Origin of the sequence: Nocardia cyriacigeorgica (genome assembly GCF_029868385.1) — a bacterium.
Lineage (GTDB): Bacteria > Actinomycetota > Actinomycetes > Mycobacteriales > Mycobacteriaceae > Nocardia > Nocardia cyriacigeorgica_F.
The window spans coordinates 42,635-63,819 of record NZ_JARWNX010000040.1 but is presented as its reverse complement, the minus strand read 5'-3'; the positions used below and the strand labels follow the sequence as shown (position 1 = coordinate 63,819).

The 21,185-nt window shown below is 68.0% G+C and carries 21 protein-coding genes; 9 read left to right on the top strand and 12 right to left on the bottom strand.

What is annotated here, in order from left to right:
- Positions 1–123: 123 nt before the first annotated feature.
- Entirely contained in the window at positions 124–1,188 is a 1,065-nt protein-coding gene (locus tag QH168_RS10445) for a phosphotransferase family protein (protein ID WP_432421071.1), read from the bottom strand.
- Positions 1,189–1,268: 80 nt separating this feature from the next.
- Between QH168_RS10445 and pabB the strand changes: the two genes are divergently transcribed.
- The gene (pabB, locus tag QH168_RS10440) at positions 1,269–3,599 is read left to right on the top strand and encodes an aminodeoxychorismate synthase component I (RefSeq protein ID WP_280234337.1); all 2,331 of its coding nucleotides are present in this window, start codon (positions 1,269–1,271) and stop codon (positions 3,597–3,599) included.
- Between the two features lie 47 nt (positions 3,600–3,646).
- Here pabB and QH168_RS10435 read toward each other — a convergent pair whose 3' ends face one another.
- On the bottom strand, positions 3,647–4,153 hold the full coding sequence (locus QH168_RS10435; RefSeq protein WP_280234336.1) for a hypothetical protein: 507 nt from the start codon (positions 4,151–4,153) through the stop codon (positions 3,647–3,649).
- Between the two features lie 167 nt (positions 4,154–4,320).
- Between QH168_RS10435 and QH168_RS10430 the strand changes: the two genes are divergently transcribed.
- The gene (locus QH168_RS10430; protein ID WP_280234335.1) at positions 4,321–6,078 is read left to right on the top strand and encodes a TerD family protein; all 1,758 of its coding nucleotides are present in this window, start codon (positions 4,321–4,323) and stop codon (positions 6,076–6,078) included.
- Positions 6,079–6,082: 4 nt separating this feature from the next.
- Here the strand turns inward: QH168_RS10430 and QH168_RS10425 are convergent, their stop codons facing one another.
- From QH168_RS10425 to QH168_RS10415, 3 genes are all read right to left on the bottom strand, one after another.
- Positions 6,083–6,817: a TetR/AcrR family transcriptional regulator gene (locus tag QH168_RS10425; protein ID WP_280234334.1), complete on the bottom strand. Its 735-nt coding sequence runs from the start codon at positions 6,815–6,817 to the stop codon at positions 6,083–6,085.
- A 285-nt stretch (positions 6,818–7,102) separates the two neighbouring features.
- A complete protein-coding gene (locus QH168_RS10420; RefSeq protein WP_280234333.1) occupies positions 7,103–8,569 on the bottom strand; it encodes a DUF1254 domain-containing protein in 1,467 nt (488 codons plus the stop codon).
- A 99-nt stretch (positions 8,570–8,668) separates the two neighbouring features.
- Positions 8,669–8,911 carry a hypothetical protein gene (locus QH168_RS10415; RefSeq protein ID WP_432421073.1) on the bottom strand — a complete coding sequence of 81 codons (243 nt, stop codon included), beginning with the start codon at positions 8,909–8,911 and terminating at the stop codon, positions 8,669–8,671.
- Positions 8,912–9,238: 327 nt separating this feature from the next.
- Between QH168_RS10415 and QH168_RS10410 the strand changes: the two genes are divergently transcribed.
- The 4 genes from QH168_RS10410 (at position 9,239) to QH168_RS10395 (ending at position 11,655) form a co-directional block, all read left to right on the top strand.
- Positions 9,239–9,514: a hypothetical protein gene (locus QH168_RS10410; RefSeq protein WP_163825018.1), complete on the top strand. Its 276-nt coding sequence runs from the start codon at positions 9,239–9,241 to the stop codon at positions 9,512–9,514.
- 106 nt (positions 9,515–9,620) lie between these two features.
- Positions 9,621–10,877 carry a MerR family transcriptional regulator gene (locus tag QH168_RS10405; protein ID WP_280234331.1) on the top strand — a complete coding sequence of 419 codons (1,257 nt, stop codon included), beginning with the start codon at positions 9,621–9,623 and terminating at the stop codon, positions 10,875–10,877.
- Entirely contained in the window at positions 10,874–11,371 is a 498-nt protein-coding gene (locus QH168_RS10400; RefSeq protein WP_280234330.1) for a hypothetical protein, read from the top strand. The genes QH168_RS10405 and QH168_RS10400 overlap by 4 nt, the downstream gene beginning before the upstream one ends.
- A gap of 92 nt (positions 11,372–11,463) precedes the next feature.
- Entirely contained in the window at positions 11,464–11,655 is a 192-nt protein-coding gene (locus tag QH168_RS10395; RefSeq protein ID WP_280234329.1) for a hypothetical protein, read from the top strand.
- Here QH168_RS10395 and QH168_RS10390 read toward each other — a convergent pair whose 3' ends face one another.
- The 4 genes from QH168_RS10390 to QH168_RS10375 form a co-directional block, all read right to left on the bottom strand.
- Positions 11,656–12,075, bottom strand: a complete 420-nt coding sequence (locus QH168_RS10390; protein ID WP_280234328.1) for a hypothetical protein — start codon at positions 12,073–12,075, stop codon at positions 11,656–11,658. It lies immediately after the preceding gene.
- A gap of 53 nt (positions 12,076–12,128) precedes the next feature.
- Positions 12,129–13,415, bottom strand: coding sequence for an RNA polymerase sigma factor (locus QH168_RS10385; protein ID WP_280234327.1), 1,287 nt, complete (start codon positions 13,413–13,415; stop codon positions 12,129–12,131).
- Positions 13,412–13,756 (bottom strand): YciI family protein, encoded by a 345-nt coding sequence (locus QH168_RS10380; RefSeq protein WP_280234326.1) that lies wholly within the window; start codon positions 13,754–13,756, stop codon positions 13,412–13,414. Before QH168_RS10380 ends, QH168_RS10385 begins: the two co-directional genes overlap by 4 nt.
- A 94-nt stretch (positions 13,757–13,850) precedes the next feature.
- On the bottom strand, positions 13,851–14,432 hold the full coding sequence (locus QH168_RS10375; RefSeq protein ID WP_280234325.1) for a TetR/AcrR family transcriptional regulator: 582 nt from the start codon (positions 14,430–14,432) through the stop codon (positions 13,851–13,853).
- 87 nt (positions 14,433–14,519) lie between these two features.
- Between QH168_RS10375 and QH168_RS10370 the strand changes: the two genes are divergently transcribed.
- On the top strand, positions 14,520–15,557 hold the full coding sequence (locus QH168_RS10370; protein ID WP_280234323.1) for a beta-ketoacyl-ACP synthase III: 1,038 nt from the start codon (positions 14,520–14,522) through the stop codon (positions 15,555–15,557).
- A 122-nt stretch (positions 15,558–15,679) separates the two neighbouring features.
- Here the strand turns inward: QH168_RS10370 and QH168_RS10365 are convergent, their stop codons facing one another.
- Positions 15,680–16,045: a PepSY domain-containing protein gene (locus QH168_RS10365; protein WP_280234321.1), complete on the bottom strand. Its 366-nt coding sequence runs from the start codon at positions 16,043–16,045 to the stop codon at positions 15,680–15,682.
- A 120-nt stretch (positions 16,046–16,165) separates the two neighbouring features.
- Between QH168_RS10365 and QH168_RS10360 the strand changes: the two genes are divergently transcribed.
- Both QH168_RS10360 and QH168_RS10355 read left to right on the top strand, forming a co-directional pair.
- Entirely contained in the window at positions 16,166–16,843 is a 678-nt protein-coding gene (locus tag QH168_RS10360; protein WP_280234320.1) for a response regulator transcription factor, read from the top strand.
- Complete coding sequence (locus QH168_RS10355) at positions 16,836–18,404, top strand: sensor histidine kinase (RefSeq protein ID WP_280234319.1); 1,569 nt, start codon at positions 16,836–16,838, stop codon at positions 18,402–18,404. Before QH168_RS10360 ends, QH168_RS10355 begins: the two co-directional genes overlap by 8 nt.
- A gap of 21 nt (positions 18,405–18,425) precedes the next feature.
- Here the strand turns inward: QH168_RS10355 and QH168_RS10350 are convergent, their stop codons facing one another.
- The gene (locus QH168_RS10350; protein ID WP_280234318.1) at positions 18,426–19,367 is read right to left on the bottom strand and encodes an acyl-ACP desaturase; all 942 of its coding nucleotides are present in this window, start codon (positions 19,365–19,367) and stop codon (positions 18,426–18,428) included.
- 206 nt (positions 19,368–19,573) lie between these two features.
- Positions 19,574–21,097: an MFS transporter gene (locus tag QH168_RS10345; RefSeq protein ID WP_280234317.1), complete on the bottom strand. Its 1,524-nt coding sequence runs from the start codon at positions 21,095–21,097 to the stop codon at positions 19,574–19,576.
- Positions 21,098–21,185 lie beyond the last annotated feature (88 nt).

Sequence of the window (21,185 nt, the reverse complement as noted above, 5' to 3'; positions counted from 1 at the left end):
CTGCACCCACAGTACGAGAAAATTGAAACGCGTTCTAGTAGCTGGGTGAAAATTCATCCATGAAGGCCCGTGAGCAGTGCGAACACGTTCTAGTATTGGCATCCGTTTTCAGCAGCGGACCGATCACTCCATCAGGCCGTGGGCCCGCTCGAACAGTTCGAGGGTGATGGCGTGCAGGAAATCGCCGACCTGCTTCGGCGCCTTACCCGCGAACGCCCGCGCATGGGTGCCCTCGAGCACGATGCCGAGCTTGAAACAGGCCAGCACCGTGTACCAGGTGACGGCGCTCAGATCGCGTTCGGAGAATTTCGCGTAGTGCTCGATCATCTCCTCCGGCGTCGGCAGGCCACCGACCGCGCCGAGCTTGCCGACCAGGGCCGCACCGGTGGTGCCGGGCACCGGCCTGGTGGCGATCTGCCAGCCCAGATCCAGCAGCGGATCACCGATGGTCGACATCTCCCAGTCGACCATGGCGGCGACCTCGGGGCCGTCGTAGGAGAACATCATGTTCGCCAGATGGCAATCGCCGTGCAGGATGCCCGGCGTCCACTGCGCGGGGCGATTGCGGTCCAGCCACTCGCCGACCCGCTCGACGCCGGGGATCTCCGGGCCCGGATAGCCGTCATTGGACGCGTACGATTCGAGTTCGCCGAGCCAGCGCGGAACCTGGCGCTCCAGGAACCCGTCCGGCTTGCCGTAATCGGCGAGCCCGAGCGCCTGATAGTCGAGCGAGCCGAGCCGCGCGATCGCCTCGACCGCCGACAATCCCATCTGCCGCCGGATCTCGGGATCGCCCGCGTGCAGTTCGGGTAGCTCGGTCTGCGGGTTGAAGCCGGTGATCGGTTCCGTCAGATAGAAGACGGCGCCGAGCACGGATTCATCCGCGCACGCGGCGATGACCCGCGGCGCCTTCACGTCGGTACCGCCCAGCGCGCCCAGTAGCCTCGCCTCGCGCCGGATGACGTCGTTGCTCTTGGCCCGCAGATGCTTGGGGCCGCGGCGCAGCACGTACTCGCGCCCACCGCGGGTGAATCGCAGCATGATGTTCTGGGTGCCGCCGCCCAGCTCGGTGACCTCCTGGAACTCTCCCTCGGGCAGGCCCTGTTCGGTCATCCAGTTCCCGATCACGGCGAAATCGACGACCTCGCGGTCCACACCGGCCGGTTGCGCAACAGACATGCTCCACATTCTGCACCACCGAACGGCCGAATCTGAAGGCACCTGACCACAGTTAATGGGCCGGGTCGCAGCGTAGGGTTCGCAACACCATGCGCACGCTGTTGATCGACAATTACGACTCGTTCACCTACAACCTGTATCAGCTGATCAGCGAGGTATATGGGACCGAGCCGACCGTCGTGCGCAACGACGAGGCGCGGACGGTGCGGCAGCTGCGCCTCGACCGATTCGACAATGTCGTCATCTCGCCGGGACCGGGCCGCCCCGACGTGACACGCGATATCGGCGTCTCGGCCGCGGTGATCCGGGAAACCGACCTGCCGCTGCTGGGCGTCTGCCTCGGACATCAGGCGATCGTGATGGCCGAGGGCGGCGTGGTCGATGCGGCGCCGGCGGCGCGGCACGGCTATCTCGATCGGATCGAGCACGACGGCGATGGCCTGTTCGCGGGGCTGCCACCGCGGTTCACGGCCGTGCGCTATCACTCGCTCCGCGCTGTCGAGCCACTGCCGGATGCGCTGGAGGTGACCGCGCGATCGGCCGATGGCGTGGTGATGGGGGTGCGGCACCGCAGCCGCCCGCAGTGGGGTGTGCAGTTCCATCCGGAATCCATCGCGAGCGAACACGGTGGGGCGATTCTGGCCAACTTCGCGCGATTGACGACGGCACGCGGAATTCGATCCGGTTCGGCATCGGTCGCCGACGGGTCGCCGGTCCCCAAGGATGCCACCGCGCGGAACACCTCCCCTGCCTCGCCTGCGACCGTTTCGCCGCGCGCCATGGGCCACGCGTTCTCGACAGCGCCGAACGACGCCGATCGCCGCGCAACGGCGCGGTCCGAGGCCGTTTCACCCTCTACCGCTGCATATTTCGCCGACCGCCTCGCGCCCCGCGCCGGCCATGCGACACCGACCCGTGCGGGAGCGTCCGGCTCGGAATCCTCGAACGATCACAGCGATAACGCGGCACGCTCGGCCGACGACTCCTTACAGCTCCGGCATCACGTACTGGAGCGGGCCGTGGACACCGAGGCGATGTTCCTTCGGCTCTACGGCGATTCGGCGACCGCGTTCTGGCTCGACAGCGAGCATGTCGAACCGGGCCTGGATCGGTTCTCGTTCCTGGGTGACGCGAGTGGGCCGCTGGCCGAAGTGGTGCGGTATCGGGTCGGGGCCGGTGTCGTCACAGTGTGCGGGGCCGAGGGTGAGCGCGCGGTGCCCGGCCGGATCCTGGACTACCTCGATGCGCAGCTGCGGGCCCGGCGGATCGAATTGCCGGATCTGCCCTTCGATTTCACCGGCGGATATGTCGGCTATCTGGGTTATGAAGTGAAGGCCGACTGCGGGGCGGGGGCCGCGCATCGCGCCGAGGCCCCGGACGCACAGTGGATCTTCGCCGATCGGATCGTGGTGGTCGATCACGAGGCGGGACGGACGCATCTGCTCGCACTGGCCGAACCGGCGGCAACCGGCTCTGCCGACGAGTGGCTTCGCACCACCGCCGAGGTAGTGGAATCGCTGCCCACCTGGGCCAATCCACCCGAACTCGCCATCGACGCCGATACCGATGCGGTCGCGGCTTCCCTCGGGCGTGGCCGCGAGCGCTATCTGATCGATATCGCCATCTGCCAGGACGCGTTGCGGGCGGGCGAATCCTACGAGATCTGCCTGACCGATACCGCCACCGTCCCCGCCACCGCCGACGGCCTCGACGTCTACCGGACGCTGCGCCGCTGCAATCCCGCACCGTACGCGGCGTATCTGCGATTCGACGGCCTCGAGATCGCCTGCTCCTCCCCCGAACGTTTCCTGAAGATCGACCGCCACCGCACCGTGGAGAGCAAACCGATCAAGGGCACCGCGCCGCGCGGAGCCACGCCCGCCGAGGACGAGCGGCTGCGCGGTGAACTCGCCGCCAGCCCGAAGACCAGGGCCGAGAACCTGATGATCGTCGATCTGCTGCGCAACGATCTCGGCCGGGTCTGCGCGATCGGCAGTGTGCATGTACCGAAATTGATGGTCACCGAAACGTATTCCACACTGCATCAGCTGGTGTCGACCGTGCGCGGTACGCTCCGGCCGGAAGCGAGTGTGATCGACTGTGTGCGTGCGTGTTTCCCCGGCGGGTCGATGACCGGCGCACCCAAGGTGCGCACCATGGAAATCATCGATGAGCTGGAAACGCGGGCCCGCGGGGTCTATTCCGGCACCATCGGGTTCCTCGGCCTCGGCGGCACTGCCGACCTCAATATCGTCATCCGCACCGCCGTCCGCCAGCACGACCGCTGGCGGATCGGCGCGGGCGGGGCGATCGTATTGGATTCGGCGCCGGAGGAGGAGTACGAGGAGATGGTCCTCAAGGCCGCCGCCACGCACCGCGCGGTCACCGCGCTCGAGCCGAGCCCCGCACGCATCGGCTGAGCCGAGGCCCCGGATAGGACTGGCCACCCGCAGGTCGGGCCGCCCGCCTATCGGCGTTTGGGGTCGCGTGCACGAGCGCCGCGGTCCGGCTGCTGCGGCGGTTCGGTGGCGTCCTCACCGCGTCCGGCCAGGCGGCCGAGCATGCTCACTCCCGGCAGTTTCGACAGCGCGCCGAACAGATCCTCACCGAGGGAGATCATCGCCTCCAACCGCGGCAGCAGCCGGTCGTAGGCGGCGAAGGCCGGGTCGGCGAGGGCGAGCGTGCGGTCGAGGCGGTCGATGGTGGAGTTGAGACGGTCGATCGCGGTGGACAGGTTGTCGAGCAGATCGGGCAGTTGGGAGGCCAGCTGGGCCGAAGCCGGTGGCAGCCGCACGGCCGCGTCGAAGGAGTAGCCCGCGGTGAGCCGCGCGGCGTCCAGCGCCTGCCCGGCCGCGGTCTGCGCCGCCTCCACCGCGGATTGGGCGGCGGCCAGGACGTCACCGGGGTTGGGCACCTTCCGTGATCCGGGCGCCCGCCCCGGCGGCTGCTTGCCCGCATCCTTCGGATTCGTCATAGCACTACTGTGCCCCAACCTGCGCGGATGCGACAGGATTGCGGGCGAAGACCGGACGGTGTCGCCACCACCGCGGGGTAGTCGTACACCGGGCGCCGACGGCCCGCCCCGTAAGCGAGAACAGCCGTGGCAAGACTGTCGGAGCCTCGTGGCATAGTTCGACAACGATGAAACTCAGCAAGGGCGCGAACGCGCCGGTACCGACTTCGCTTCTAGCCGTGGTCGTTTCATGGCGTTCGGGGCATGCGGTGGACGCGCACGCGCTGTTGCTCACCGATTCGGGCACGGTGCGCACCGATCGTGATCTGGTCTTCTACAACGCGCCCCGGCATATCTCGCAGGCCGTCACTCTCGATCAGGCGCCCGCGGCGGGGACGGCACGGCTGAGTGTGTCGTTGCCGCGCACCGAAGCCGAGGTGACGCGCATCGTCGTCACCGGATCGGTGGACGAGGCCAGTTTTGCCGATATCGCGGGTCTCACCGTCACCGTGCTCGATGCCGACGGCCCCATCGCCGCGTACGAGGTCGAGGACTCGGAGTCGGTGGCGGCGATGATGTTCGGCGAGTTCTACCGGCGCGACGGGCAGTGGCGGTTCCGGGCCGTCGGGCAGGGCTGGGAGTCGGGGATGGCCGGATTGGTCACCGAGTTCGGTGTCGTCGTCGATGAACCGGGCGCACCCGCGGCGGCGCCACCCGCCGCCACGCGGCGCGCCCCTGATGCCGATCGCTCCCCCCGGCGCGCCCCCGGCAATGTCCTCACCCACGAACCCGCCCGTACCGCGCCGACGCTGACATTGCGCCGCGACATCGCACCGGAACTACCCGCCGAACCCCCACCACCACCCGAACCCGACCACGCGAACTGGCATCCCGACCCGCACGACGGCACCCGGCTGCGCTGGTGGGACGGCACCCACTGGACCGGCGACACCCGCCGGGCGCTGCCCGCGCACCCGCATCTGTGCGATCGGTGTGGAAACCGCAGGCGACGCAAGATCTTCGGCGGCCACCACGACTGCCGCGGCTGCGCCGACGAGATCGAGGAGTACCTCACGCACTGGCACACCCAGGTCTGGCGGGTGCTGTCGGGTTCGGGACCGCAGGGCCCGGAATGGGCGGCGCTGTGGGCGTCGTTGCGGTATCAGCGCATCGAGGAGAGCGCCGGGCGCGCCTCGCTCCGGCCGCTCGCGCTGCATCATGTCGAGCGCATGGTGGCCTTCGCGATGGCCGACGGGCAGATCGATGGCGAGGAGTTCGAGCGCTTCAAACAGACCGTGGCCGAACTCGGTCTCAGCGGCCCGCAGATCGACGATCTGCATCGCCGTATGCATCGCGGCCGCACCCTCACCCGGCTGCGCACCGGCGATCTGCCGACGGTCCGCACACCGGGCCTGCACCTGGACCCCGAGGAACGGGTGCATTTCGACGCGGGCGCGACACAGGTCCGGGTGCTGGCCAAGGGGACGAAATACACCGACGGGCGGTTGATCGTCAGCAATAAGAAGCTGCGGTTCGTCGGTTCCGACTCGGGTATCGAGATGCCGTGGTCACGGATCGTCTCGGTCGCCATCGAGCCCGATGAGCAGACCGGCGCCGATATCGTCGCGATCGCCGCGACCTCGGCGCGCGGTGGCGCCCGCTTCGCTGTCGACGATCCGCATTACGTCGCCGCCGCCGTCGAGGGTGCGCTGCGCGTCGCCAAACGGCTCGCCCTCACCCCTGGTCAGCGCGACACCCGCAGCATTCCGCAGGAGGTGAAGGCGGAGGTGTGGCAACGCGACGGTGGCAAATGCGTCGAATGCGGTGACGGCCACTATCTCGAATTCGACCACATCATCCCGCTCAGCCGTGGCGGCGCCACCAGCGCGACCAATTTGCAGATCCTGTGCCGGGCCTGCAACCGCACCAAGGGCGCGCGCATCTGAGCCGTCAGTCGGGGATCAAACCGGCCGACCGGCCGAGATCGGCCAGCATGGTGTCGAACAGGATCTCCGGATTCGACAGCGGCACCGGATAATTGCCGAACACCTCGAGGGTGACGTGCCCGTAGAGCCGCGCCCAGATCTGGATCATCAGATAGGTGACGCCGAGGTCGAGCCGGTCGGCGGGCACGGGCTGGCCCGCCTCGGCGAGCGCGGCGAGCAATTCGGTCTGAAAGCGTTGCAGATCTGCGCGCAGCTCGCCAGGAATGTCGTCGGCGGGTGGGGTGGTGACGTCGTAGGTGGCCAGCAGCCTGCCCGCGGCGGCGAGAAAGATCCGGCCGAAGGGTTCGTCGAAACCGCGCATACCGCGGCCGCCGCTGCCCGGCGAGGCGAATACGAGGGTGAATTCCCTGGTGTGGGCCAGCGCCCACTGCCGGAATCCCTGGCAGATGGCGAAGAATTGGATGGCGCCGTCATCGGGCAGCTCGGCGATCCGGTCCGATAGTTCGGCGGCCAGATCGGCGCAGATATCCAGGCGCAGGCTTTCCAGCAGATCGTCGAGCGATCGGTAGTACCGGTAGAGCGCGGGCGCGGTGACGCCGAGCGACCGTGCGATCGCGCGCAGGGTGACCGCATCGGTGCCCTGTTCCACCAGCAGCGTGCGCGCGGCGCCACGGATATCGGCGTCGGTGATCACCGGCGCGCGACCGCGCGGCGTCGGGTGGGTGATCCGCAGGTTCAAGCGAGACCGACTTTCCGGCGCGCACCGTCGGTGATCGTTGTGGTCACGGCTTGCTCCTGCGGGTTCGGGCGTCCGCCCTCGAATTCGTGGGTCCGATAAGGAGATGAAACCACATCCGGGCGACAGTGAACACTGTTTAGTAATGTCCGTTAACTCACTAGCCCGGCCACTCCTACGTCATGGCGGCCCATCCATCGGCCCGGTGCGTTCCCGAATGCACCTCGATTCCACCGGGAGATCCGGCAACCCGAGTCGCCATCCCCGAGGACCCGCCTCGACGCCGGGTCAGGAAACAGGTTCGAGCGGTGGCGGCACCCAGGCACCCGTGAGCGCGGCTTCGCGCGGCGCGTACAGGCGCAGCACCAGCGAGAACTGGCCGGCGGGTGGTATCGGCAGCCAATTGCCCGCGGGCACCGTCGAACCGGGATCGGCGTATTGGACGGCGAGTTCGAGCGTTCCGTCGGGCTGGTACACCACGGGAACCTGATGGCCGATGGAGTAGATCTCGGCCGGGTTGGCGACGAGATGCCCGTTGGCACCGTAGGCGGTGAGCGACCAGAAGGCGTCCACCGGAGGTGTCGCACCGGGCGGGAAACGCAGCCGGAACGGGACCGAGGCGCCGTCTCCGCCCGCATCGCCGAATAGCGTCGGATACATCGCGTTCTCCGCGAGGTTGGCCCCGAGACCACGGTTGGCGGTGCTGGCCCGCAACAGATAGTTGGTGCCGTAGCGGCCGATATCGGTGTTGATCACCCACCCGTTCTCGGTCCTGGCGAGCGGGTCCAGGTAGACCGCGATCTGACGGCGAGCGGTGTCCGCGCCCGCGATCAGCTCATCGGTGTCGATACCGCGTGGGTGGCCGCCAGGGGTGATGCCGACCGTCGCGAAGCGGTCCAGCGCCGGGGCGTCCTCGGGGGCGGGCGGATTGTCGACCATCAGGGCGCACATCCGGTCGAAGAAGTCGCGCGCGGACATATCGGCCACCGCCTCGACGGGTGGCTCCGGCAGTTCGGCAGGCCCCTCCTGACCGGCGGGCGGTGAGGTAATGGCGCCGGGCGGCCAGGAACTCAGCGGCGTGAGCCTCAGTTGCGTCTGGATGGCGCGGACGGCGGGCACATCGTCGCGACCGTTGACCTGAATGCGGCCGAGCAGCCACACCATCCGAGTCGGCATGGGCAGGGACCGCATTCCTTCGGGCACACTGCCCGACCAGCCGGGACCGGAGATCAGGTAGGCATAGGGCGCCGCGGTGCCCTCGGCCTGCTGGGGGCGGACACTGCTCGGATTGTGCACCGTATTGGTCCAGGCATCGAGCAGCTGCATGACCCAGTAACGGCGCGGGTCGATCTCGGGCACCTGGAGCACCATGGGCTCCTCGCGCAGATCGAGCCAGGCCGAGGAATACAGGGAGTCGAGGCCGACCCGGCGGCTACCGCGCGTGCTCGGCACCGGTAGGCCGGCGGCATGCTGGAACCGGTTGCTGCCGCCGCCTTCGGTGAGGGCCTCACGGTTGGCGTCCATCAGCACGAGCGGATAGCCGAAGATGTAGGCGTCGGTGGCGACCTCGGTGCGGTCCTGCGCGGTGCCGGAGGGCGTCGCCGAACCGTCGTCGCCCGATTCGCCACAGGCCGCCAGACCCGCGGCGGCCACCACGGCACCGAGAACCGCGCGACGGGAAAACGCCGGTCGCTCATCGGATGCCCGATCCGGTGCCGCCGACCCGACGGGATACCGCGGTGCGGTGCGACTCATCGCAGAACTCCCTGCTGTCCGATATCGCCGGAGTGGAGAGATACGCGAGGAAGTATAGCCGTGCGTTTGCCGACGCTCGTCGACACACGCATGACCGGATCAGGTGCCGAGCACGGTGTTCATGATGGTGCCCGCGCTGGTGGCGACGGTGCCGCCGATCATGGCGCCGGCGACCATCTTCGGCGACTGCAAGGCGCCGCCGCTCCATTTCTCCCAGGCGAAACGCCCACCCGCGTAGACGATGCTGATGGTGCCCGACAGCATGGCCAGCCAGGTGCCGTAGCGCAGGAACTGCTCCACCTTGTCGGCCAGCGGCGGTGGCTCGGGTGTGGGATTACCCATCTGCGCGAGCGTCGTGACCGTGTCTGCAAGCGACGTCGAGATGATGCTCACGTCCGTACCTCTCCCGTGCTACCGAACCGATATATCCACACACCGCGGGCGTAAGACGTTACGCACCAAGCGAATCGACGCAGTCGGTGGTGACCCCCGCGCCCTTCATCATCCCGGACCCCCGACTCCTCCCGCAAGTGTTGCCACACAGGGGAATTGACTACACCTGCCGCTGGAAAACGCGAGGTCGGAGGCACGTGACTGCGATCGACCGGATGACCGGATACGATTTCACCGAAGAGTTCCCGCCCACCCCGAACCAGAGTGAGCAGCGAGATGATCCTGGCCGCCGTCTACGACACCGTCGCGCAAATCGGCAACCCCACCCCAGAAGCCCCACCGATGTCGGACAAGATCCTCCAACTCGTCCGCTACCTGACCTGGTTCGTGCTGCTGTCCGGAGTCTGCGGCATCATCTACGCGGGCGGCAGGTTCGCCTGGGAGAAATGGACCGGCGGCGGTCTCCAATCGCCGAAGATGGTCGCGGGCGCCATGATCGGCGGCGCGGTCGCCACCAGCGCGGGCACCATCATGAACGCCGTCATCGGCTGATCCTTTCGGCGGCTGTCGCGCAGGCACTCCTGCACGGCCTGCATAGTCGGCTGCCCGCCGCTGGCGAGCTTGACCTTCGAGTTGGTCGAGGCCCGATGATGGCCGGGTGAATGCGGACAGGCGATTGATCACCATCGGGGTGCTGGCTCGCGCATGCGGACTGACGCCCAGTGCGCTGCGGTTCTACGACGACTGCGGTCTGCTCGTACCCGCCGAGGTCGACGCGGCCACCGGGTACCGGTACTACACCGACGAACAGCGCGAACGCGCCGTCCTCATCCGCAAACTGCGCGATATCGACATCGGCCTCGACGCGGTCGCCGCGATACTGTCCGCGGAACCGGACGAGGCGGCGCGTCTGCTGGACGAACACGTGGACACCCTGACGCGACGCGCTCGCGAGGCTGCCACCACCGCGGCCGCGATCAAATCCGAACTCGCGCTCCTGCCGCGGGTATGCCTGCCGGGTGCGCTGCTGGCGGCGACGATCACGCAGGTCGGTTCGGCAGTCGCCGCCGACGGCGAGTTCCGGGTGCTCACCGGCATTTTCGTGGAAGCAGATCGGGAGGCCGTCGTTCTCACCGCCACCGACCGGTACCGGCTGACCACCCGCACCCTGGTCCCGCATTCGTGGTCGGGCGAGAGCTGGGCGCGGGTCATCGATGCGGCCGAGCTGGCGCGAATAGTGCCCTGGCTGGCCGAACAGGACGAGACGGCGCTGATTCCGGAACCGGATGCCGTACGTCTGAGTAGCGCGGGAACCGACCGCCGCTGCGCGACGATCGACGAACCATTCCCGGACTACCGAGCTCTGCTGTCCGACTTGGCGCCCGTACGCACCCGCGTGGTCCTACCGCGCCCGGTGCTGCTCGACGCCATCGATTCGTGCGAGGACACGCTGTATCTGTCGATCGGCGCGAACGTGGTCACGGTCGCCGAGGCCGGTCCCCCGGCATGCACCGATCGAGGCACCGCGCCGAACGGCACGATCCCGGGCGGGGCAGAGCACAATTCCGGCGACGGGGCGGTTGGCTCCGGCGATACGGCAACCGACCCACACGAGGCACACAGTCCGCACGAATCCGGCAATACGACTACCCATTCCGATGGCTGTAGCGGTGACACCCACACGGCAGCCGCGCCGTCGAAAACGACGATTCCGGCGACAGTGACGGGCACGGATCTCGCCGTGACCTTCGAACGCACGAACTTGCGATCGGCGATCACCACCACCATCGGCCCCGACATCATGCTCGACATCTCGGCGCCCGATCTGCCCGTCGTCATCCGATCCGCCACCGACGGCGACCTCACGACCCTTGCCATGCCGACCCGTCCACTCGTCGAGGAGAACCCCGCATGACCGAGCCCGATCCGACCATGGCCGCCATCACCGCCGCCGTCACCCGCGGCCGCGCGGGCGATGGTGCAGGTGCGCGCAGCACCCTCACCGATCTGTGGACCGAGATCGGCCCGCACGGCGACCCGTTCCACCGCTGCACCCTCGCTCACTATCTCGCCGACCTGTACGACGACCCCGCGCAGGCGCTGGCCTGGGATATCCGCGCCTTGGATGCCGCAGAGACCCTCGCCGACGCCCGCGTCAAGGAGTTCGACGCCACCCTCGATGTCCGTGGATTCTTCCCGTCCCTGCACCTGAACCTCGCCGACAACTACCGCCGCCTGTCCGCGTTCGACGCCGCGCGCCAGCAGGTCGACGCCGCCCGCACCCACCTGCACGCCCTTCCCGACGACGACTACGGCGCGATGATCCGCACCGCCCTCGACGAGATGGCGGACTTGATCAGCAGCGGCACCACTACCCGCCGCGCCTCAGCCCCGACCGGCCGACCCTGAACGGTCACGCATGTGCAGCCCGACCGCCGCGACGCCACTGCACCGAAACCACCGGCCCCACTCCGGCCCGGCCATCGGTCGATACCGGCGCTGTGGCGACCGAACGCGACTACGACTCCGATCCGCGGCGGTTCCGGCCCGGCAGCCGCATCACCGCCACGCCCCTGCGGCCTGGCGCGGATCTGTACAGCTGGATCGCGGACCGGCTCGGCGGCCACCGCCGCGCGCTCGACCTCGGCTGCGGTGACGGTGCGCTGGCGCCCACCCCGAAGAGTGGGTGTTGATCAGCGCCGTTGCAGTGTGACCCCCGCCAGCGGGTAGGGCGCGGCGGCAGGTGTGTCGGCGATGTTCATCGTCCCGATCCAATGGCCTTGGCGCGGGTCGATATCACGCAGATCCAGGCCGATCGGTACGAAATCGAAGGTCACATAGGTTTCGTCGGTTCCGACGGGCCGCTGATGCCCGGCCCGGCTGAACGTCGGACACGCCAGTACGACCGATCGACCGTCCACGAAGACTTGCAGATCGCAGTTCTCCAGTGGCGAGCCGAGCACATTCGAGGGATGCCGGACGATGTGGTAGGTCCCCGGCGGGATGACGCCATTGCGCGGGAATTCCGGATCATCAGCGGACGCGACAGCGGGCGCGGCGCACAGGGCCGCGCCCGCCAGCACGACACCGGCCACGATATGTCGAAGCTTCACTGCATCTCCTTCGGGTTTTCGTCCACGGTAGGCGGCGCGATCCCGCAGCGTGGTCAGCACGAACGCGTGTCGCCCCGGTCGATATCGGTGGCACACATCCGCGGGCGCTGTCGGTGACCTACATTTCCGCCCTGGTCGATCGGGCGGTCGGAGCGGCCGAGCCGTTCCTCGAGCACGGCCTGCTCGGCAGGGTTGCTGGTGAGGTCGAGGGCTCGGCGGTCGGCCGTGCGCGCCTCGGTGTGGCGGCCGAGTTCGCGCAGGAGTTCGGCACGGGTGGCGTGGAAGAGGTGATAGTTGGCCAGCTGTGCGGCCAACTCGTCGACCTCGGCCAAGGCGGCGGAGGCTCCTTCGACGCGGGCGGCCGCGACCGCACGGTGCAGCCGGATGACCGGTGACGGGTTCAACCGCAACAGCATGTCGTAGAGCAGCAGGATCTGCGGCCAGTCGGTATCGGACCAGCTCGCGGCTTCCGCATGGCATGCGACGATCGCCGCCTGTAGCTGGTACGGGCCAGGCCGTCGCAGTCGGCCCGCATCGGTCAGCAGTTGTATCGCACGGTCGATCACCACGCGGTCCCACCGTGCACGGTCCTGGTCGCGCAACAGCACGATCCGCCCGGCCGTGTCGAAGCGTGCGGCCGCCCTGGCGCGGTGCAGCCGGATCAGGGCGAGCAGGCCCATGACCTCGGGTTCGCCGGGCAGCAGCCGGTCGGTGAGGGTGGCGAGCCATTCGGCGTCGACGGCCAGATCGCGTGCGCCCGGCTGTCCGGTGGCGAGGTAGCCCTCGTTGAACAGCAGATAGATGACCGCGAGCACCTCGGTCAGGCGGTCACCGATCTCATCATCGCCCGGCACGCGGTAGGGGATTCCCGCCTGGCCGATCTTGCGCTTCGCCCGCGTGATCCGTTGCGATACCGTCGATTCCGATACGAGGAAAGCCTTCGCCAGCTGAGCCGTGCTCAATCCGCACACCATCCGCAATGTCAACGCCACCTGCGCCTCGCGGGACAGGGCGGGATGGCAGCAGGTGAACATCAGCCGTAGCCGATCGTCGGGCTCGTCGTACACCGGCCAGTGCAGCTGACGTAGCTTGTCGCGGTAGTTCGCCTCGCGGCGCAGCACATCCAGCCCACGCCGCCGCGCCACCGTGAACAGCCAGGCCCGCGGCTGCTCCGGGATACCGTCGACCGGCCAGGTTCGCAGGGCCCGCTCCACCGCATCCGACACCAGATCCTCGGCGGCGGCGAAATCACCGAGCAAGGCCACCAGCGCCGACGCCAGTCTGCTGCTGTGCTCACGGACCACCTCCGCGAGCACGGCCGCCGCCTGCGGCTCGGTCACATCAGGACCGGGCGGATCTCCACCAGCGGGCATCCCGGCCATGTCCGCGCCATCCCGATCGCCTCGTCCAGATCGGCCACCTCGACCTCGACATACCCGCTGACCACCTCTTTGCCCTCCACGAACGGCCCATCGGTGATCAGCGGGGCACGCTCACCGTCGAGCCGGACGGTCGTGGCCGTCTCGGGCCCGGCCAGTTTGCGATTGTGCGCGATCTGGTCGGAATACCGCGCCAACCACGCTTGGACCTGTCCGAACCCGCGATCGCGCTCGGCCTGATCCATCGCCTCCCAGTCCTTCTCCCACTGCTCGGTCTCGCAGAACATCAGCACGTATTTCATGCCGGTTCACCTCCTTCACCCATTAGACGATCGGGCGGAGGCAGATTCCGACAACTCGTGGAACCGGGCGGAAAATCGTCGGGTGGCACCCGCGTCAGCTCGGTGGCAGATGATCGGCCATCAACAGCGCGAACTGGCTGCGCGCATCGTCGAACGGATGGGCCGATCGCAGTGCCCGGCTCTGCACGATCGCGCCCTCGATCACCGACAGCAGCAGGCCCGCGAGCGCACCGGCGGTCGCGCGTTCGATACCCGCACCGACGAAGCCCTCGGCAAGACGAGCAGTCCACTGGGCGAATGCCTGGCCCGCAGCGGACCGGACCGCCGGATTCGACTCGTCCAATGCGGCCGCCATCATGAACGAGCCCGCGCGGTAGTCGCTGGATTCGAGGGGGCCGCGCCAGAAGCCGAACAGATCATCGAGCCAGCCCTCCACCGACGATGTCGTCGCCAACGCATCGGCCATGGTGCTGACGTGGGAATACACCAGGCGTGACACGATCCTGGCCGCCGTCTCCACCAACTCACCCTTCCCGGAGGGGAAGTGCTGGTAGAGCGAGTTGCGCGAGGCATTGCTGCGTTTGAGCAGTTCACTCAGCCCGGCGGCGTGCACACCGTGCTCCTGCACCGTGCCGATGGTGCTGGCGAGCAGTCGGGCGCGGGGTCCGGCCGTCACTGAATTCCTCCAAGCCTTGATTGAACCGATCGGTCCATGTTAGAACTTCGTCGACGTGAACCGATCGGTTCACCGGGAGAGGAACCCGTGCCCGCCCAGATCGCCACCGCCACCCCGGTCGCCCATGCCGCCCTACTCGGCCTCGGGGTGTATCGGCCCCGCCGCGTCGTACCCAATGCCGAGATCGTCGACCGGATCGATTCCTCGGACGAGTGGATCCGCACCCGCTCGGGCATCGCCACCAGGCACTGGGCGGAAGACGACGAGACCATCGTCGGGATGAGTACAGCTGCCGCCCGTGCCGCGCTGAACGCCGCCGGACTGACCGCCGACGAGGTCGACACCGTCGTCCTGGCCACCTCGTCCCAAATGGTGCTCGGCCCGTCGGCGGGCGCGGTGGTGGCCACCGAACTCGGTATGCACGACACCGCCGCGTTCGATGTTTCCGCTGGCTGCGCGGGCTTCTGCTATGCGCTGGCCAACGCGGCGAATCTGGTGCGCGCGGGCCAGGCGCGTCATGTGCTGGTGATCGGGGTCGAACGACTCTCCGATCTGCTCGACCCCACCGACCGCAGCTGCGCGTTCATCTTCGCCGACGGGGCGGGCGCGGTTGTCGTCGGACCGTCGGAGTCCGAGGGCATCGGCCCGGTCGCCTGGGGATCCGACGGCAGCCAGACCGCGGCGATCAAACAGGACAAGGATTTTCAGCAGTACTTCGCCGAGGTGGCCGCCGCCGAGGCGAGCGGCGGGACCACCGAGCGCCCCTATATCCGAATGAACGGACAGGCCGTATTCCGTTGGGCGGTGACATTTTTGGAGAAGGCCTGCCGCGATGCCCTGACACTCGCCGGAGTCACCGTCGACGACCTCGACGCCTTCGTCCCGCACCAGGCCAATATGCGTATCACCGACGCCCTCACCCGCGCCCTGCACATCCCCGACTCGGTCGCCATCGCCCGCGATATCGTCGACACCGGCAACACCAGCGCGGCGTCCATCCCCATGGCCATGCACCAACTCCTCCACTCCGGCGACTCCCGACCAGGCGATACCGCACTGCTGGTGGGCTTCGGCGCAGGCCTCGCCTATGCCGGCCAAGTAGTCCGACTCCCCGCCTTCGCCTGAACAGCAGTACGAGCGGCACATCAGCGAGGGGTCTTGCCGACCGATGCCTCAGCTGAGTGCCGCTCGCGCGGAGGGAAATACGATCGGCCCGGCGCCGCCTCCGGGCCGATCGTCCGGCGCCGTCAGTCCTGATCGACGGTGCCGAGTACCTTGCCGGTGTTCGCGTCGACGGTCACGTCGTACTCCACACCGGCGGGAGTCCGGACCTCCACCTCCCAGACCGCGACGCCGAGTTCGGTATCGAACTCGGCCGAGACCGCGACACCATCCGGGACCTGCGCGGCCGCGGTGTTCATGGCCTCCTGCCGGTCGATGCTCGGGTTCGCGACCAGCGACCATTCGCTGATCGGGCGATCCAGCGATACGGTGTGCCCGGCCGATCCACCGAGGGTCAACGTGGCGATGCCGATGCCGACTGCTGCCAGGACCACGGCGCCGACGAGGATCCAGCGAAGACTGGTGGCGGCGCGACGGATGATGCTGACCATGGTGAGACCTCCTGTGGGGGTGTGCTTCCCGAATGTGGTTCCCACTGTGGCAAAGCAATGCTGAAGGTGAGCTGAAGCAACCTTAAGGACGTTTCAGCAAGAATCTGCGACGCTGTGCTGATGCGTCTGCTGATCGTGGAGGACGAGAAACGTCTCGCCCTCGCACTGGCAAAGGGTTTGTCCGCCGAAGGCTTCGCCGTCGATGTCGTCCATGACGGCGCCGAAGGACTGCACATGGCCACCACCACCGACTACGACCTGATCATCCTCGACATCATGCTGCCGGGAATGAACGGTTATCGGGTGTGCGCGTCATTGCGCGCGGCGGGCGATGACACCCCGGTCCTGATGCTCACCGCCAAGGACGGCGAGTACGACGAGGCCGAGGGGCTCGACACCGGCGCCGACGACTATCTCAGCAAACCGTTCTCCTATGTGGTGCTCGTTGCCCGCATCCGGGCCCTGTTGCGCCGCCGGACCCGCGCCGGGGCCCAGGTCCTGCGCGTCGGTGATCTCGTTCTCGATCCCGCGACGCACACGTGTCGCCGCGGCGACCAGGAAGTGATCCTCACCGCCAAAGAGTTCGCGGTGCTCGAGCACCTGGCCGTGCGGGCCGGTCAGGTGGTGTCCAAATCCGATATCTTGCAGCATGTCTGGGATTTCGCCTATGACGGCGACCCGAACATCGTCGAGGTGTACATCAGCACCTTGCGCCGCAAGATCGACGCGCCCTTCGCCTGCCGCACCATCCTGACCGTTCGCGGCGCGGGCTATCGGCTGACGGCCGATCGTGGTTGAACAGACGCGCCGCGGGCGCGCGCCGTGGAGTTCGGTGCGGGCGCGCACCACCACGGCCGCGACCGCCGTGGTGGCCGTGGCGCTGACGGCGACGGGTCTGATCGTGCTCGCAGCGCTGCGCGACAACCTGGTGGAGAGCGCGAGCGTGCAGGCAGAAGGCAATGCCCGCGATATCGCCGCCCAGCTGGAGGCCGGTACGCCGCTCACCGCGCTGCGGTTTCCCGATCCCGAAGACGAACCCGCGCAGGTCGTTTCGGCCGACGGGCAGGTGCTCGCGGCGGATGCCGATATGCATGTCCCCGGCCCGATCGCCAGGTTCACACCGCCCACCGCGGCGGAGGCCGCTGGCGCCGAGGAGGGAGACGACGAGGAAGAGGAAGAGGAAGAAGAGGACGACGACGATGATGAGGAGGAGGAAGAAGACGAGGACGACGAGAGTCCGGTGAAGGCCGCGGAAACCGTCGCCGATCCTCGGAATGCCCCCGGCGCCACACTCGCCGCCACCGCGGCACCCGACGCCGCCACCGGGGAGGTGGCCTTCCAGAATGTCGGATTGCCCGCCGAGGACGCCGCGGGCACCGAGAACTTCCGCGTCGCCGCACTCGCCGGGTTCACCCCCGACCGGCAGCCGGTCACCATCTACGCGGGCGCATCCCTCGACACCGCCGAGAGCGCGGTGGCCGACGCACGCCGAGCCATGCTGATCGGGCTGCCGCTGCTGCTCGCGGTGGTCGCCGCGGTGACCTGGCTGGTCACGCGTCGGGCGCTGCGGCCGGTCGAGGCTATCCGCCGCGAACTCGCCGAGATCATGCACGGTGATCTCTCGCGCCGGGTCCCCGAACCCCGTTCACGCGATGAGATCGCCCGGCTCGCCGCCACCACCAACGAAACCCTCGCCGCCTTGGAGAAATCCTCGGAACGGCAGCGTCGGTTCATCGCCGATGCCGCGCATGAGCTGCGCAGCCCGATCGCCAGTCTGCGCACCCAGCTCGAAGTGGCACAGGCGCATCCGGGACTGCTCGAGCTGGACGGTGTCCTCGGCGACACCGTCCGGATCGAACATCTGGCCGCCGACCTGCTGCTCCTGGCCCGGCTCGACGCGGGTGAACAGCCGCGCGCCGACGAGGTGGACCTGACCGCACTGATCCGGGAACAGCGATCCCGCCGGATGGGTGATCGCCTTCCGGTCGACTACATGCTGCCGGACGAGGCGGTCATGGTCACCGGAAGTCGGACCCAGATCACCCGTGTGCTCGGCAACCTCATCGACAACGCCCAACGACATGCGGCGACATCGGTGCGGGTGGCGCTGCACCGCGCCGCAAGCACCGCGGTGATCGAGGTCGTCGACGACGGCCCCGGCGTCCCCGAGGCCGACCGCGAGCGCATCTTCCAGCGTTTCGTCCGCCTCGACGATGCCCGCAGCCGCGATGACGGCGGCGCGGGCCTCGGCCTGGCCATCGTCCGTGACGTCGTCGAACGCCATGGCGGTGTCATTCGCGCCGAGGGCGCCGCGCACGGTGGCGCCCGCTTCGTCGTCGAGTTCCCGGTGGCTGGGTGAGTTCCCGGCCACCGGAGTCCGCTATCCGACGCGGGCGGCCTCGCGGGCGAGGATGCGTTCGCGCTGTTCTTCGAATTTGACGACGTCGCGGGTGAGTTTTTCCATGTACTCGCCGAGTTCCTCGCGGCTGCGTTCGCCACGCGCGGTGAAATCGTTGCGGTTGAAGACATTCCAGATACGCAGCACCGGTGCCACGACCTCGTCCAGATGCTGGCGCAGATCGTAGATCCCGTGCTTGACCATCAGGACACCATTGCGTCGCCAGTTCGGCATACCGGTGCCGGGCATGGTGAAGGTCTTCACGATATGGGTCACCGATTCCATCGTCTGATCGGGTGCGAGGTCGAACGCCGCAGCGGTGATGTTGCGATAGAACATCATGTGCAGGTTCTCATCGGCCGCGATGCGTTGCAGCATCCGGTCGGCGATCGGATCCTCGCAGACTCGTCCGGTGCTGCGATGACTGATCCGGGTCGCCAGCTCCTGGACGGTCACGTACGCGACCTGGTCCAGCACACCGCCGAACCCCTCCGGCGCGTGCACACCGCGGGTCAGATGCACCATTCGGTCGTTCTCCAGAGCGACGGGGTCGACCGCGCGGGTGCAGATGAGGTAGTCACGCATCGCGATGGCGTGCCGATTCTCCTCGGCGGTCCACCGGCCGACCCAGGTGCCCCATGCGCCGTCCTGGGAGAAGTTCTCCGAGATCACCCGGTGATAGGAGGGCAGATTGTCCTCGGTGAGCAGATTGGTCACCATCGCGACCTTGGCGACCTCCGACAGCCGTGACTGCTCCGGATGCCAATCCTCACCGCCCATGGCCGCGAAATTGCGGCCTTCGTCCCAGGGCACATAGTCGTGCGGGTGCCAGTCCTTGGCCGTGGCCAAGTGTCGGTCGATATTGGTCGCCACAACCGGCTCCAGCTCGGTCAGCAGCTCGACTTGCGTCAAATCCCTTGCCATGCAGCGCCTCTCAATTCGATGGAACAACCACGAACATCCCGCTGATCACGCATCACAGACTGTGCGGCCGCGCCGCACCCACACCACGGACGAGCCCGAGCGGTGTGGTGCTCGAGTGTAGCGACCGTGGCCCGCTCACAACAGCCTGGCGGCCACTGCGATAGGCAGTGGCCGCCAGGTTCCCTCACCTCGCCTGAGCCGGGCGGTCAGGTGCGGACGGGGTCGGGTGCGTTCTGCTCGGCGTGTGCTTCCAGGTCCGGGGCGGCCGGGTCGAGGACGAAATCGCTTCTGCGGATCAGCAGCAGGGCGGCCAGGCCGCCGACCAGGCATATCACTCCGCCGATCGAGACGACGTCGTGGAAGGCGTCGACGAAGGCGGCGGTGGCTACCTCCCCGGCATGGGCTGCCTGCTCCGGTGGCACAGTGGAGACGAACTCCTGGACGGCTCCGGCGGCGACCGCGTCCGAGGCGGCTTCGGCCTGTTCCCCGGTCAACCCCAGCTCGTCGGTGAGGCTGGTGTCGATCGAGGCGTGCGCGACCGCGCCGAGGGCGGCGATACCGAGCGCGGCACCCACCTGCTGGAATGTCTCGTTCGCACCCGAACCCATGCCCGAGTCCTCGGCCGGGACCAAGGCCACCGCGGCATTCGCGCGCGGCGGATTGAACAGGCCCATGCCGAGGCCGGTGACCAGGAACGGAATCAGCGCGGCGGTCCAGCTGTCGCCGGGTTCGATGCGCAGCATCAGCAGGAACCCGACACCGGCGAGCAGCAATGCGGTGCCGATCAGGACGTTCATCGGCAGTCGGGCGCTGAGCACACCTCCGGCGACGGCGGCGACGAACAGCATGGCGGTCAGCGGCAGGAAGCGGATACCGGTCTCGACCGCCGAATGGCCGAGCACGCCCTGCATCCACAGCACACCGAACAGGATCGCGGGCAGCACGGCGAAGTTGATCGCGAAGGTGGCCACCGACAGCGCGTCGAAGGTGCGGTTGCGCAGCAGCCCGAGATCGAGCATCGGATAGCGGGTCCGCAGTTCCACGATGACGAAACCGGCCATCAGCGCGACCGAGACCGCCAACAGGATCAGTGTCTGCGCCGACGCCCAGCCGACGATCGGTGCGCGGATGATGCCGAAGACGAGGGTGATCAGCGCCACCGAGAAAAACCCGAGCCCGGCGTAGTCGATCGGATGCGATCGGCGACCGACACTCTCCGGCACGCGGGTGAACAGCACGATCAGCGCGACGATGCCGATCGGCACATTCACATAGAACACCCAGCGCCAATCGAGTTCGGTGAGCAGCCCGCCGAGCAATGGCCCGGCCGCGACGGCCACACCGGTGGTGGCGCCGAAGATTCCGAACGCCGCGCCGCGCTCCTTACCCTGGAAATCGGCGGCGATCAGCGCGGGCCCGATCGCGTACAGCATGGCACCGCCGACACCCTGCGCACCGCGAGCGATATTGAGCAGCAAGGGGTCTCCGGCGAGGCCGCAGGCCGCCGACGCCACGGTGAACAGTACGAGCCCGATGGCGAACATCCGCCGCCGCCCGAGCCGGTCACCCAGTGAGCCGGAGGTGAGCAGGAACGCGGCGAGGCCGAGCGCATAGGCGTCGATCACCCATTGCATCTCACCGAAGGTCGCCGTCATATCCACTTGGATGGCGGGCAACGCGACGTTCACCACGGTGATATCGAGCATCAGCATGAACGTCGCGACGGACACCGTCGCGAGCGTCCACCATCGATGGACGCTCGCGGGCGGAGCGTCCGTGTGCACTGCTGTCATATCGACCTCCATCGAGTCGGCTGGG

What these genes read in the sequence shown, in the direction of transcription:
- QH168_RS10445 (WP_432421071.1), bottom strand. Translation starts at nt 1,188, where the DNA reads ATGTGGAGCATGTCTGTTGCGCAACCGGCCGGTGTGGACCGCGAGGTC.
- pabB (WP_280234337.1), top strand. Translation starts at nt 1,269, where the DNA reads ATGCGCACGCTGTTGATCGACAATTACGACTCGTTCACCTACAACCTG.
- QH168_RS10435 (WP_280234336.1), bottom strand. Translation starts at nt 4,153, where the DNA reads ATGACGAATCCGAAGGATGCGGGCAAGCAGCCGCCGGGGCGGGCGCCC.
- QH168_RS10430 (WP_280234335.1), top strand. Translation starts at nt 4,321, where the DNA reads ATGAAACTCAGCAAGGGCGCGAACGCGCCGGTACCGACTTCGCTTCTA.
- QH168_RS10420 (WP_280234333.1), bottom strand. Translation starts at nt 8,569, where the DNA reads ATGAGTCGCACCGCACCGCGGTATCCCGTCGGGTCGGCGGCACCGGAT.
- QH168_RS10415 (WP_432421073.1), bottom strand. Translation starts at nt 8,911, where the DNA reads ATGGGTAATCCCACACCCGAGCCACCGCCGCTGGCCGACAAGGTGGAG.
- QH168_RS10410 (WP_163825018.1), top strand. Translation starts at nt 9,239, where the DNA reads ATGATCCTGGCCGCCGTCTACGACACCGTCGCGCAAATCGGCAACCCC.
- QH168_RS10400 (WP_280234330.1), top strand. Translation starts at nt 10,874, where the DNA reads ATGACCGAGCCCGATCCGACCATGGCCGCCATCACCGCCGCCGTCACC.
- QH168_RS10380 (WP_280234326.1), bottom strand. Translation starts at nt 13,756, where the DNA reads ATGAAATACGTGCTGATGTTCTGCGAGACCGAGCAGTGGGAGAAGGAC.
- QH168_RS10365 (WP_280234321.1), bottom strand. Translation starts at nt 16,045, where the DNA reads ATGGTCAGCATCATCCGTCGCGCCGCCACCAGTCTTCGCTGGATCCTC.
- QH168_RS10360 (WP_280234320.1), top strand. Translation starts at nt 16,166, where the DNA reads ATGCGTCTGCTGATCGTGGAGGACGAGAAACGTCTCGCCCTCGCACTG.
- QH168_RS10350 (WP_280234318.1), bottom strand. Translation starts at nt 19,367, where the DNA reads ATGGCAAGGGATTTGACGCAAGTCGAGCTGCTGACCGAGCTGGAGCCG.